This is a genomic window from Butyrivibrio sp. INlla21 (assembly GCF_900116875.1).
Taxonomy (GTDB): domain Bacteria; phylum Bacillota; class Clostridia; order Lachnospirales; family Lachnospiraceae; genus Butyrivibrio.
The window spans coordinates 1-13,997 of sequence record NZ_FPCC01000032.1 but is presented as its reverse complement, the minus strand read 5'-3'; the positions used below and the strand labels follow the sequence as shown (position 1 = coordinate 13,997).

Below are 13,997 nucleotides of genomic sequence, written 5' to 3'. Positions count from 1 at the left end.
TTATGAGTGAGACTATGAAAAAATATATAGAAGAGGCTGAAAGCGCTCTTCTTCATACATATAACCGTTATCAGATCGTTTTGGACAAAGGAGACGGAGGTCACCTCTACGATATCGACGGAAAAGAGTATCTTGATTTCGTATCCGGAATCGCAGTATTTGCTCTCGGATATAACAACAAGGCATACAACGATGCATTGAAGGCTCAGATAGACAAGCTTCTTCATACATCAAATTACTACTACAATGTTCCGGCAATAGAAGCTGCCAAGAAGATCAAAGAAGTGTCCGGAATGGACAGAGTCTTTTTCACAAACAGCGGAGCTGAGGCTGTTGAAGGCGCTCTCAAAGCTGCCAGGAAATATGCATATCTCAAGGATGGCAAGACCGATCATGAGATCATCGCAATGAACCATTCATTCCACGGAAGAACCTTCGGAGCTCTTTCCGTAACGGGAAATCCTCATTACAGAGAGGCTTTCCGGCCGATGATCGGTAATATAAAGTTTGCAGATCTCAATGATTTTGACAGCGTACTTGCACAGGTTAATGACAAGACATGTGCGATCATAATGGAGACTGTTCAGGGAGAGGGTGGAATATTCCCTGCTACCGAAGAGTTCCTTACCAAGGTAAGAGCTCTTTGCGATGAAAAAGACATTCTCCTCATCCTTGATGAGATTCAGTGCGGAATGGGAAGAACGGGCTATATGTTTGCTTGGCAGAAGTACGGAATAAAGCCCGATATCATGACTACAGCCAAGGCACTTGGATGCGGAGTTCCCGTAGGAGCATTCTTATTAAACAAAAAAGTCGGAGAGAATTCTCTTGTTGCGGGTGACCACGGAACAACATACGGCGGAAACCCCTTTGCATGCGCGGCTATTAACAAAGTCCTTGATTTATTCAAGGAGGACAATATAATAGAGAATGTGAATAAGGTGGCACCGTATCTTGAAAAGCGTCTTGATGAACTCAAGGATAAATATGATTTCATCACAGACAGAAGAGGTGCGGGACTCATGCAGGGACTTGTGCTTAACAGGCCTGTAGCGGACGTGATAAACAAGGCACTTGACAAGGGACTTATCCTTATCAATGCCGGTGCCGAGATTATCAGATTTGTGCCGCCGCTTATAATTACCAAGGAAGATGTAGATGACATGATCGAGATTCTCGATTCATGTTTAGGGGATTTATGAAGCTTAGAACCAGAATTTTTTCTATAATACTTATAATATGCACAGTTTTGGGAGCGGTTTTATACGCTCGTTCGGGTCAGAGCATTTTCGAGGAACACACTCTTTTTAACGGCGGAAGAACAACCGTTAGAGTTTGGTATACCGACGATGCTCTTACTCCTTATCTTCAGAGCAAGGCTGTAGCTTATTCGGAGACCATGAGCAAGGTTAGAATCGAGCCCACTCTGGTTTCCGGAATTGAGTATCTTGAGGCGGTAAACAAGGCCTCTCTTAATAACAGCAAATATCCGGATCTTTTTATAATAACAAATGATTTGCTTGAAAAGGCGTATTTGGCGGGGCTTGCGCTTGAGATAGACAACTCCGGCAATTTTCTTAATGAAGAATCATTTCCTAAGGCTGCTGTAGACAGCGTTACTTATAACGGAAGATGCATCGGCTATCCTTTCTATTTTGAGACCAGCTCACTTGTCTATAACAAAACTTATCTTGAGGACATGGCCAAGGAGCAGCTTGAGATACAAAAAGAGATGGAGTCATTACCCGATCAGTCACCCGATGCGACGCAGGTTGCTGAAGAAGCCGAAGAGGCAGAAGTTTCCGAGAGCGATGTTAATCCCAAAGATGGTGAAGAGGAGCAAACAGATGAAGGCATCAGTGAAGAGGCGGTTGAGGAGACAGTTTCTGATTCTATTCCCAATACCATCTCCGGAATTCTTACATTTGCCCAGAACTATAACGCTCCCGAACAGGTTGAAGCCGTGTTTAAGTGGGACGTTACCGATATTTTCTACAATTATTTCTTTGTCGGAAATTACATGAATGTAGGTGGAGACGCGGGAGACGATGTTTCTAAGATCGATATTTACAATACGGATACCATTAGCTGTATGAAGATCTATCAGCAGCTTAATCAGTTCTTTGCTATTGATTCTAAGTCTGTGGATTATGACAGTGTGGTTCAGGACTTTATTGACGGAAAGATTGTATTCACCGTAGCTACAACAGATATCCTTCGCAGGATTGAAGAGGCCAAGGCCAATGGTGAGTGCGAATTTGATTTCGGCGTTGCCGATATGCCGGGGCTTACCGGAGATTTTAAGACAAGAACAATGTCTGTTACGGAATGTATTGTTGTTAACGGATATTCGGAACATCCATACGAAGCCAATGCTTTTGCTAAATATCTTTGTAAGGACAATTCCGGTGATATTTATAAGATGAGTGGTAAACTCGCTGCACATTACAATGTTAATTACGGCGATCCCAATCTTGATACGTTTGTGGATGTTTATGCGGATTCAGTTCCAATGCCCAAGACTATTGAGACAAGTAATCTTTGGATGGAGCTTGAGATCGCATTTACCGAGATATGGAACGGAGCGGACTGTAACAGCACTTTGAAACAGGTCTCAGAGAGTATAATGAAGCAAGTCACGGGTAAAGAGTATACCGAAGATACCATCCCGGATCCCAATGATGATGTCATTACTGCTGGGCTGAAAGAAGAAGCGGACTAATGTTACGAACTATTAATTAGACTTGCACATTTTACAAAATTAGACTAGAATAAAAAAAGCATGGTGGGGTCCTCATAATACATGGAGGATACATGCATAAATATTTAATACCGATATTATTACTTATCACACTCACCGGTTGTACAGCGGTGCAGAGCGGATCGGAGCTTGTTATCAGTAAGGATGCCGAAGAAGCGAGCGTATTTAAGTCTGTGGATTCGAGTGACGGCGGAAGTGATATCGTATCGGATGAGACAGTTTCTTTGGAACCGGAAGAGATAGTCGTTTATGTCTGTGGGGCAGTAATCAATCCCGGGGTATACGAACTGTCATCAAACAGCAGAGCAGGTGATGCAGTTACCTGTGCGGGAGGCTTTTCGGAGGACGCCGATATAAATTATGTTAATCTGGCAGCTCCGATTTCTGACGGTAGTAAGCTATTTATTCCCACTGTTGAAGAAGTCAAAGAAAACTGCGGTTATGCCGGGGAAGCTTCTTTTGGAGACAGTGTACAAGGAAATGGTCTTATTAACATCAATACCGCTTCTGTCGAAGAGCTTAAGACACTTCCGGGTGTGGGAGATGTCACTGCCAATAAGATAGTCGAGTATAGGCAGAAGAACGGCAATTTCAAAAGTATTGAGGATATCATGAAGGTATCCGGAATTAAAGATAAACTTTTTTCCAAGATCAAGGAAAAAATAACTACATCATAACAAAAAAATTATAGGGAACGGTGGAGTAATGGGAAAAGTAGCACTAGTAGTTGACGATGAAAGAAGTATTGTAAAGGGAATCAAGTACAGCCTTGAGCAGGACGACATCATGGTTGAATGCGCGTACAACGGCGAAGATGCTGTGACAATGGCATCCAAGAGAAGCTATGACGTTATCATTCTTGATGTTATGCTTCCTGCAATGTCAGGATTTGAAGTATGTCAAAAGATCAGAGAGTTTTCTGATGTGCCGATCATAATCCTTACAGCTAAGGGCGAAGATATGGATAAGATTCTCGGCCTTGATTACGGCGCTGATGATTATCTTACCAAGCCTTTCAATGTTCTTGAGCTTAAAGCAAGAATCAAGGCTATTATGAGACGTTTCGCCAAGAACAATCCCGATGAAGACAGCATGGTATTCGGTAATCTCAAGATTAACCAGGAATACAGACGTGTATATATTAAGGACAAGGAGATCAATATCACAGGACGTGAGTATGAAGTTCTCGAGTTCCTTGCTTCTCATCCCGGAAGAATCTATTCAAGAGATATGCTTCTTGATGCTATTTGGGGAGAGAAGTTTGTTGGTGATGCCAGAACAGTAGACGTTCATATCAGAAGATTGCGTGAGAAGATTGAAGAGAACGCAAGCGATCCTCAGTATGTAAAGACTAAGTGGGGCAGCGGTTATTATTTCCAGATGAACTGATTTTGATATGAAACAAGATACATATATATCCGATAGCAAATCCAAGCTATCTAAATTTAATGAACTTTTTAGTAGTCTAAAAGCACATTTCTTTTTAGCTATATTTTTGACAGGACTTGCATGTTGTCTTACCATGCATGTCCTGATCTTTAATGACTATGAAGAACGTGCTGTCGCTGTCAGAATATCTGAGATGCAGACGCAGCTCAGACTTCTGTCAAATCGCCTTATAAAATACAATTATTTGCAGGATACGGATGATCCTGTCATCAATGCCGAGATTGATTATTTGTCTAATTTTAATAACGGACGAGTTATCATTATTAATGATGATCTCAACGTTATTAAGGATACTTATGAGATCAGTAACGGCAAATTTATTGTGTCTGAAGAAACGGTAAATTGTTTGAAATCCGGTACGCGCGGAACTTTTTCAAAATTCGACAAGAAATACGGAGCTATAGAGCTGGTGGTCCCTATCGTTGAAACCAAGAATGCGGAAGGGGAAGACGTTACGTATGAGGATGATACCGAAGTGGTGCGAGGTGCTATCCTTTTATGTATCTCCATGGATCCGATCAGACGTTCTTTGACCAAATTGAGTAGGAGAATAGCGGTTTATGAAGGTGTTATCATCTTTACGATTATCTGCATAGCTTATATGCTTGCTCAGAAGTTGATGAAACCATTCGATAAAATTACAACTGATATCAATGAAGTTAAGGCCGGTTACACGGAAGATTCTATTGAGGTTCCGACACTTACCGAAGCCAGACATATAGCTATTGCGTTTAATTCACTTTTGCGACGAATGAAAGTTTTGGATGATTCAAGACAGGAATTCGTGTCAAATGTGTCGCATGAGCTCAGAACGCCAATCACATCTATGAAGGTTCTTGCGGACTCTCTTTTATCTATGGGTGAAGATGCACCGATTGAGATGTACAGAGACTTCATGGAAGATATCGGAAAAGAAGTTGACCGAGAAAATCAGATTATCGGAGATCTCCTTACTCTTGTTAAGATGGATAAGAAATCTCCCGAGCTTGATATTAAGTCTGTCAAGATTGAAAATCTTATTGAGGGCGTACTTAAGAGAATTAAGCCTATTGCAATGCAGAGAGATATTGAGCTTATCTTTGAAAGCAGACGTACAGTTACGGCTGAGGTAGATGAGGTCAAGATATCGCAGGTAATCACCAATCTTGTTGAGAACGGTGTTAAGTACAATAAGGATGGCGGAAGCGTCAAGGTTATTCTTGATGCGGATCATCAGTTCTTTACCGTTAAGGTAATGGATACCGGAGTCGGAATTCCGGAAGATTCGCTTGAGCATGTCTTTGAGAGATTTTACCGTGTTGATAAATCAAGATCCAGAGAGATCGGTGGCACGGGTCTTGGACTTGCTATTGCAAGAAGCGCTGTTCTTATGCATAGAGGAACAATTGAAGTTGACAGTAAGCTTGGAGAGGGAACTACGTTTACAGTTAAGATTCCTTTGATCATAGCTACCGAAAAATAATTGGGTGCAGTTTATGTTATTTAAAAAGAGAGGATTGTACAACAAAATAGCCGTTATTTGCGGTATTATTCTTACCGCTTCTTTTGTGGTATCTTGCGCAGGACAAGAAGTAGCTGATGAAAACGTGAAGATCTATTACATAGGACCTAAGGGCAATGGCCTTGAGTCATGGGGCAGTGAAGTTAAGGTCAATACTATAGAAAATGAAAAAGCGGTTGAAGAGCTGCTTGGCGAATTGTCTAAAGATATCGTTACTTCCAAGGCACAGGCGGCAATTACGGATCCCATTTCAATCAAAAGTTTTAAGATTGAGGGAGATGTTGTAAAGCTTGATTTTTTTAAGGGTTATGAACAGCTCGGAAGAATTGAAGAGGTGCTTCACAGAGCGGCGATAGTTAAAACGCTTACACAGCTCAAGAAGGTCAATTACGTATCTTTTGCCGTGGAAGGACAGCCTATTACCGATCATCTCGGAAATCAAGTCGGAGAAATGAAATCCGAGGATTTCATCTTCAATATCGGAAGTGAGCTTAATGAATATGAGCAATATGAGATAAAGCTTTATTTTGCAAATGAGTCAAAAGATAAGCTGGTTCCTGTATATAGATCCGTTGTTTACAACAGTAGTGCTTCGGTTGAAAAAATGGCTGTTGAGCAAATCATTGCAGGACCTAAAAACGATCAGATCTGTCCGACTATTGCACCTGAAACCAAGGTTAGTAATCTTAGTGTAAAAGATGGCGTTTGCCACATTGATTTTTCGAAAGACTTTTTATCGGAGCCTTTCGAGATAGATCCGGAGCTTGCGATCTATTCGATCGTAAATACGGTCACGGAGTTTCCGAATGTTGAGAAGGTTGAGCTTAAGGTTGAAGGATCTGATGAATTTATGTTCAGAGACTTCCAGATCTCTGGCTTGTATGAAAGAAATCCTTCTCTTATAAACTGATCTTAAGGAGTATTATTTTTTATATTTGATTTATGAAAAGGCCGTTTGTTGTTATAGCATCATTGATCACGGCGATTGTCTTTATTTATCTGAACATTTCTTTTGATAATATTGTCTGTATGCCTGCAAAAGAGCTTGACGGCTCTTTTGCGGAACTTATCGGAGTGGTTTCCAAAAAAGAATTAAAAACCATATATTCGGGCGATATCGTAAGTGTGATATATCTTGTGCCCAAAGATAAATTCCAAAGAAAAACAAAGTATATAGAGTGTTATCTTGATCCGTGCGAAGAAAAGATTCCCAATATCGGGGAAGAGGTTCTTGTCAAAGGTAAAGTATACACGTTTAAAGCACCGCGTAATCCCGGTGAATTTGACAGTCGTCTTTATTATTCAACATTAAAAATTTCATATAGGATAAAAAGCGCTGAGATAGTTGCTGGAAACGGTAATAAGGACATCGTTAGAGAGAGCTTAAGCTACATCAGATATAAGCTTGAGGAAGCACTTGATAACAGTCTTTCCCCTGAAGACAGTGCAGTGATGAAAGCGATGCTGTTGGGAGACAGAGCGTTTATGGATGATGAGATAAAAGAGCTTTATAAAAACAGCGGAATCGTCCATATTCTGGCTGTAAGCGGACTCCATATAATGGTCATCGGAATGGGGATCTATAAGCTGCTTAAGCGTTTTAAAATCCCGCCTTGGATCAACGCGGCTATTCCGCTGTTATTTATGTATCTCTACGGCGAGATGTGCGGGATATCTTCATCATCGTTCAGGGCGATCTGCATGTTCTGTCTAAGGCTTATTGCTCCTCTTGTCGGAAGGACATACGATCTTTTATCCGCGCTTGCTCTTGCGGAGATTCTTTTGATCATTGATCAGCCGCTATATCTTTATAACAGCGGATTTTTGTTCTCCTTCGGTGCCGTACTCGGTATAACCGTCGTTAAACCAAGGCTTGAGAAGAGTCTTTTTCATAATTCCAAGGTAAAAGAGAATATTATAGCGCAGGGATTGCTGGCGGGGATTTCGGTTATGTTGGTGACGCTTCCTGTTTATCTGGAGTTTTACTACACATATCCTATATATTCGCTTATCACGAATATCATTGTTATTCCCTTGATGGGAGTTTTGTTGGTGTGCGGAGTACTGTGTCTGCCGTTTGGTTATATTATCGGCAGTGTGCCGGTAATGACGGGAGCGCCGGTTAACGGCTTGAATATTCCGGGCATTGCCGTTCATGGCATTTTGACGCTATATAAGATTCTTTGCGGAATACAGAATAATATGCCCGGGAATATGCTGTATCCGGGACATAAGGAGTGGTACAGAGTTGTTATATACTACGTGCTTCTTGGCGTGTGGCTGTATATGCAGAATAGGAATGAAAATAAGAGAACCTTCAGTCTAATGATTCCGGCGCTGGCATTAACAATCTTGTGCATTACTATTCCGCACGGCCTAAAGATTACCGCAATCGATGTCGGTCAGGGTGATGGAATTGTGATTGAGGCGGGGCGCAGAAACATTCTTATTGACGGCGGGAGCAGCAGTAACAATAAAGTTGGGAAGTATTCGCTTATTCCGTTCTTGCGATATGAAGGAATAGGGCAGCTTGATGCGATAGTCGTAAGCCATGAGGATGAAGATCATATCTCGGGAATATTGGAAATCATGGACGGAATAAAGAAGGGTGGAATTAAAGTTAGGATGCTTATCTTACCTGACGTTTCGGAAAGCTCAAGAGGCGATAACTATCATAGCCTTGAAACAATGGCAAAAGAGCTGGATATACCGATTGAATATATGAGTAAGGGAGAAAGTTTTGAGTTACCCGTAAAAGACGGCATTTCAACACGGATGCTGGAATTGACATGCCTCAATCCAACTGAAAAAATGAGCACCGAAGGAGCCAATGCATACTCCACGGTTTTGCATATGCGTTACGGCGCATTTACAGCTCTTTTTACGGGGGATGTTGAAAAAGAGGGAGAAGATCAGCTTGTAGATACAATAAGGGCAAATACGGAAAAATATGGAGATATAACACTACTTAAAGTTGCCCACCACGGATCGCAATATACAACCTGCGAAGAGTTTCTTGAACTGACTCATCCTAAGCTTGCCGTAATAAGCTGCGGAGAGAACAATTCCTACGGGCATCCTCATGGGGAGCTGCTTGAAAGGCTAAAAGAGCATGATGCTCGAATATATCGGACCGATAAACTGGGAGCGATAAGCTTCGCTGTTTCTTTTGAAGGCGAAGTAAGAGTAAGCAGCATGCTTAAGCCACAGACAATAGATAATCAGGAGTAAAGATTACGATAATAAAAAACAGGTATAGCGTTAAATGCTATACCTGTTTTTGAAATGATCAATTAAGTCGAATCGAAATATCTTTTATCAAAATTAGAATGAATAACCGTTTGATCTGTTATAGCCTTCGCAGATAGCGTTGGTGTTCTTGATAATGAAGTAAAGACCAACATACACACCTACACCGCAAAGAAGTGCTCCGATAACCATCCAAAGAAGAATTGTTGTTCCGTTCTCTTCAAAAGTCATACCGTATCTGGGAGCGTTGTTATAAAGTCTGTTTCCTACCTTGTAGTACCAGTAGAAGCAATAGATACCGCATGTTATCATACCAAGAAGAATAAATGCTACAAGACCGGGAGTCTCTTCTCCGTCGCCATCGCAGGCAATGTTTATATCTCTTGCAAGTGTATAGATGAAATAGTATGTGTAGATACCGCAAGTTATAAGTGAAAGCAAGATGAGTATAAGCAGGTTTCTGTCAGTTTTGAGAGGTGCAGATCCTGTGTAAGCGTTGTTGTTTCCTGTAAAAGTATCCTTTACATCGTTGACTGCGCTTGTGAATCCCTGCTCTGCAGAATTGAAAACATTATTGGCTGCATTTTCGATCTGCTTGAATGAATCAGGTGCTACTTCCTTTCCGCAATTGGGGCAAATTTTGGTGCCGTCCGGAACTTCGTGACCACAATTAGAACAAAACATAAAAATCTCCTCCTAAAAAATATAATTAAGTAATTTATATATGAACCCGTTTTTGGGATCAAATCTAACTATCGCATCGTTCGCATCAAATAATCTGTATATATATATAACAAAATATAGAGCGATAATGTTGCATATGATCAAGTTATATATTTTCTTTGGGATTCTCTTTTTATTAAGAATAACAATAGCAGCAGGTAAAGGAACCCAGAACAGCGGGTGGAACCTGAATGCCGACTTAAAATCAAGCAGAAGTGCAGAATGAACGCCTCTTGTCGTTCCGCAGCCGGGGCACGATACTCCGGTCAAGAATCTTATAGGACATCCTATACCGACAAAATGAAAAAAAACATATAGCGCAACCACCGCAAATACGGCTATCCATAAATCCTTGTTCTTCATAACATGCAAAGTATAACATAAAATATCGAAAAGTTCTATTTGAGATGAGTTTTTTGAGCATCTATGATAACATTAAGGCTGGAGTGTGAATTGAAATGGCAGCAAAAACATCGGATTTTAAGGTAAAGCAAAAACAGCTTAATGAGGATATTACATCCGGGAATCTAAAGCAGTGCTATCTTGTCTACGGAGAAGAGGCATATCTTCGCCTTCAGAACAGAGATAAGCTTGTAAAGGCAATGGGAGGAGATGCTTCATCCATGAATTTTACAAGATACGAGGGCGATGCTTGCGATCCCGCAGCCATCATAGATATGGCGGAGACGATGCCTTTTTTATCGGACAAAAGAGTTATCCTTGTCGAGAACAGCGGATTCTTTAAAAGCGGATGTCCGGAGCTGGCTGATTATTTAAAAGAGCCTGCTGAAGCAGCTTATTTTATCTTTGTTGAAAAAGAAGTCGACAGAAGAAAAGATATCTACAAAGCCGCAGCGAAGCTCGGTCTTGATATAAACTGCGACGAACAGGATGAAGATACGTTAAAGAGGTGGATAGCATCTAAGTTCAGGTCCGAGGGAAAAAACATTTCGGCCGGAGCGGTAGCTTTTTTGATCGACAGAGTCGGAACCGACATGTCCAATATCAGCACGGAAATTGAAAAGCTTGTGTGCTATTGCATCGACAGAGATGAGGTTACAAACGCCGACATCGAGGCAGTGTGCGCGAACTGGATTACCAGCAGGATATTTGCGATGACCGACGCCATAGTCGAGAAAAACAGGAAAAAAGCGATAGATCTTTACTACGATCTTCTTGCACTCAAAGAGCCGCCTGCCAAGATACTTGCCCTTATAACAAGGCAGTTCAATTTGATGCTCCAGATAAAAGAGATGGATGAGAACAGGAAAGATAAGGGAACGATCGCAAGTGCGGTCGGACTTATGCCTTTTCTTGTCGGTAAGTATGTAGCTTGGGCCAAGAATTATTCATATAAAGAACTAAGAGATGCGCTTGAGCTATGTGCGTCCAATGACGAAGCCGTTAAAACAGGTAAGCTTGATTACGTTATCAGCGTTGAAATTGTCATTATAGGTTGCACGGGTAATTAAGAAAATGAATTTGAAAAACGGCTGCCCAAGGCTTATACTATAATTTGACGTTTCTCATAAAAGGAGGAGAGTTTTGAACAGACCAAGACCACAGGAAATATACAGACATTTCAAGGGGAATATGTATCAGGTGATAGCGATTGCCACACACTCTGAGACAAGGGAAGAAATGGTTGTTTATCAGGCACTTTACGGGGACTACAAGTTCTATGTAAGGCCTCTTGATATGTTCATGTCTGAAGTTGACAGAAATAAATATCCTGAAGTAACGCAGAAGTACCGTTTTCAGAAAGTAGAGGTGTCCGAGAATACTACACCGAGTACTCAGCCCGAAGTGGTAACACCCCAAAGGGAAACTGTTTTACCCAAGATTAACGTTGCTCCCTCCGCACCGGCATCAAGTAAGGAAACTATCAGACAGAACTTTAGGAATGAGCCCTACAAGCCTTCCAAGGTCATGGAAAAAAGTGTCGACGAAGAAGCAGAGGATCTTCATCTTGATCCCCTCGTTATCAAGTTTCTTGACGCAGATCTTGCGGTTGAGAAAAATGATATTTTATCCAAGCTTCGTCCGATAATAACAAACGATATGATAGATATCATGGCTATGTCGATGGGCGTAGTCGTAAAGGAAGGCGATGTGCTCGACAGATATAACGATCTTCGCACCTGCCTTACCACAATGGAAAAATACGAAAGTACCAGATTAAGGAGCTAGTTTATTTATGAAATTACTTTCAATTGCGATTCCTTGCTACAATTCTGAAAGTTATATGGAAAAGTGTATAGAGTCACTTTTGGTTGGCGGTGAAGATGTTGAGATCATCATTGTCGATGACGGTTCCAAGGATAGAACCGCACAGATCGCCGACGACTATGCGAGCAAGTATCCGACTATCGTAAAGGCTGTTCACAAGCCCAACGGCGGACACGGAAGCGCCGTTAATGCAGGTATCGAGAATGCGACAGGTCTTTTTTTCAAGGTCGTTGATTCCGACGACTGGGTAAAAGAGATTGCGTATCGCAAGATTCTTTCCACACTTGCCGAGCTTGCAGGCGGTGATACACAGCTTGACCTTCTCATCAGTAACTTTGTTTATAACAAAGTTGGAGAGAAGAAACACAAGGTAATGCGTTATGCCAATATGTTCCCTATTGAAGAGCTCTTCACATGGAAAGACATTAAGAGAACTCCCAAGGGAAAATATCTTCTTATGCATTCCGTTATCTTTAGGACCAAACTCCTTCGTGAGTGCGGCCTTAAGCTTCCGGAGCACACATTCTATGTAGATAATATCTATGTTTATAACCCGCTTCCGTTCGTTAAGAACATGTATTATCTGGATGTGAATTTCTATTATTACTATATCGGACGTGAAGATCAGTCTGTAAATCAGAAGATCATGCTCTCACGTATCGACCAGCAGCTCAGAGTCAACAAGCTTATGATCGATTACTATGTAGAGAACATCGGAATGATCCGTTCACAGTGCGAAAGACACAAGTATATGTTCAATTATCTTGAGATCATCACGGCTGTATCATCGGTTCTTCTTATTACCGAGGATACTCCCGAGAATCTTGCCAAGAGAAAAGAACTTCTTGACTATATTAAGAGTAAAAGTTTCTTGCTTTATCTTAAAATTAGATATAGTATTGAAGGAACATATATTTACTTACCCGGAAAGGGTGGAAGAAAGATCACGCTTGCAGGATATAAGCTTCTGCAGAAGATATTCCACTTTAATTGACGGGCCGCTTGTTTTGCAGAATTAGGGGAAATAATAATTATGAAGGGAAAAATAAAGGTAAGAGAATTATTACGTTTGGGATTACCGATACTTATGTATCTGCCCATATATGGAATTTGGTTCACGCTTTTGGAGAAACGCAGATTTTCGCATTACGCACTTATACATACAACGCTTGATGATAAGATTCCGTTTTGTGAAGTGTTTATTATTCCATATCTTTTGTGGTTTTTATATGTTTCGGGTACCGTTTTGTATTTCTTGTTTAATATGGAAGTAGAAGATTATTACAAGTGCTTCATGTTCCTTGTGACAGGGATGACCCTGTTTTTACTTATCTCTACGGTATTTCCGAATATGCACCACCTTCGTCCCGAGGTATTTCCAAGGGATAACGTGTTCACGCGCATGATTGCCTCGTTATATAAGACCGATACACCGACCAATCTCTGGCCGAGTATTCACGTATATAACTCATTGGGTGCCATGATAGCGGTCAGACACAGTAAACGTATCAAAAAGGCAGGAAAGATATTCAGTGACATTCTGGGAGTGTCAATTATTCTTTCAACAATGTTTATCAAACAGCATTCGGTTTATGATGTACTTACGGCCTTCTTTATGGCCATCATATTCTATCTGGTATTTTATCATTCGACTGTTGTTGAGAGCTTTTGCAAAAAAAGAGAAGAGAAGCTTGCTTTTAGATACGAATAATTATGATCATAAAAAATGCGGTCTGCAGTTAATTCTGCAGACCGCTTATTATTTGCAGTGCGCCTAGCGGCGCACGTTTCCAACGGGTTAAAGTCCCGAATTCGCCCGGTAGTGGGAAGGATATAGCCGAAGGCAAGGGTGTCCATCGCGAGGTGGAATCTGAAGGAAGCTGGATGTGAGGAACATACTAACTCACGGGCAAATCTCTGGTCTGACGAACAGAAATCTCATATGAGGTCATGCATGAGGGTAAGGCTACTGCACAAGTCGAAACCCCATAACTACACGGAATCATGCATGATAGATGAGGCAGATGGATGGAGAGGAAGAAACGTGTGGTACCTAGGGAGGTCTGCGTGAAATGCTCTGAAAGG

The 13,997-nt window shown here is 41.3% G+C and carries 13 protein-coding genes; 11 read left to right on the top strand and 2 right to left on the bottom strand.

Annotation, left to right across the window (positions count from 1 at the left end; genetic code table 11):
• Positions 1–2 precede the first annotated feature (2 nt).
• From BM377_RS13985 to BM377_RS13955, 7 genes are all read left to right on the top strand, one after another.
• The gene (locus BM377_RS13985) at positions 3–1,202 is read left to right on the top strand and encodes an aspartate aminotransferase family protein (protein WP_330393001.1); all 1,200 of its coding nucleotides are present in this window, start codon (positions 3–5) and stop codon (positions 1,200–1,202) included.
• The gene (locus BM377_RS13980) at positions 1,199–2,722 is read left to right on the top strand and encodes a sugar ABC transporter substrate-binding protein (protein WP_092249854.1); all 1,524 of its coding nucleotides are present in this window, start codon (positions 1,199–1,201) and stop codon (positions 2,720–2,722) included. Before BM377_RS13985 ends, BM377_RS13980 begins: the two co-directional genes overlap by 4 nt.
• Positions 2,723–2,814: 92 nt before the next feature.
• Complete coding sequence (locus BM377_RS13975; protein WP_092249851.1) at positions 2,815–3,438, top strand: ComEA family DNA-binding protein; 624 nt, start codon at positions 2,815–2,817, stop codon at positions 3,436–3,438.
• Between the two features lie 28 nt (positions 3,439–3,466).
• Positions 3,467–4,150: a response regulator transcription factor gene (locus tag BM377_RS13970; RefSeq protein ID WP_092249848.1), complete on the top strand. Its 684-nt coding sequence runs from the start codon at positions 3,467–3,469 to the stop codon at positions 4,148–4,150.
• 7 nt (positions 4,151–4,157) lie between these two features.
• Entirely contained in the window at positions 4,158–5,672 is a 1,515-nt protein-coding gene (locus BM377_RS13965) for a sensor histidine kinase (protein ID WP_092249845.1), read from the top strand.
• A 13-nt stretch (positions 5,673–5,685) separates the two neighbouring features.
• Entirely contained in the window at positions 5,686–6,621 is a 936-nt protein-coding gene (locus BM377_RS13960) for a GerMN domain-containing protein (RefSeq protein ID WP_092249842.1), read from the top strand.
• Positions 6,622–6,653: 32 nt separating this feature from the next.
• The gene (locus BM377_RS13955; protein WP_092249839.1) at positions 6,654–8,942 is read left to right on the top strand and encodes a DNA internalization-related competence protein ComEC/Rec2; all 2,289 of its coding nucleotides are present in this window, start codon (positions 6,654–6,656) and stop codon (positions 8,940–8,942) included.
• A gap of 93 nt (positions 8,943–9,035) precedes the next feature.
• Here BM377_RS13955 and BM377_RS13950 read toward each other — a convergent pair whose 3' ends face one another.
• Both BM377_RS13950 and BM377_RS16775 read right to left on the bottom strand, forming a co-directional pair.
• Complete coding sequence (locus BM377_RS13950) at positions 9,036–9,644, bottom strand: DUF4234 domain-containing protein (RefSeq protein ID WP_092249835.1); 609 nt, start codon at positions 9,642–9,644, stop codon at positions 9,036–9,038.
• A gap of 12 nt (positions 9,645–9,656) precedes the next feature.
• A complete protein-coding gene (locus tag BM377_RS16775) occupies positions 9,657–10,046 on the bottom strand; it encodes a DUF2752 domain-containing protein (protein ID WP_092249832.1) in 390 nt (129 codons plus the stop codon).
• A gap of 95 nt (positions 10,047–10,141) precedes the next feature.
• Between BM377_RS16775 and holA the strand changes: the two genes are divergently transcribed.
• The 4 genes from holA (at position 10,142) to BM377_RS13925 (ending at position 13,623) form a co-directional block, all read left to right on the top strand.
• Positions 10,142–11,155 carry a DNA polymerase III subunit delta gene (gene holA, locus BM377_RS13940; RefSeq protein WP_092249829.1) on the top strand — a complete coding sequence of 338 codons (1,014 nt, stop codon included), beginning with the start codon at positions 10,142–10,144 and terminating at the stop codon, positions 11,153–11,155.
• Positions 11,156–11,228: 73 nt separating this feature from the next.
• Positions 11,229–11,873 carry a DUF1653 domain-containing protein gene (locus BM377_RS13935; RefSeq protein ID WP_242948185.1) on the top strand — a complete coding sequence of 215 codons (645 nt, stop codon included), beginning with the start codon at positions 11,229–11,231 and terminating at the stop codon, positions 11,871–11,873.
• Positions 11,874–11,880: 7 nt separating this feature from the next.
• Complete coding sequence (locus BM377_RS13930; RefSeq protein ID WP_092249826.1) at positions 11,881–12,906, top strand: glycosyltransferase family 2 protein; 1,026 nt, start codon at positions 11,881–11,883, stop codon at positions 12,904–12,906.
• Between the two features lie 39 nt (positions 12,907–12,945).
• The gene (locus BM377_RS13925; protein ID WP_092249823.1) at positions 12,946–13,623 is read left to right on the top strand and encodes a phosphatase PAP2 family protein; all 678 of its coding nucleotides are present in this window, start codon (positions 12,946–12,948) and stop codon (positions 13,621–13,623) included.
• The last annotated feature ends 374 nt before the right edge of the window (positions 13,624–13,997 follow it).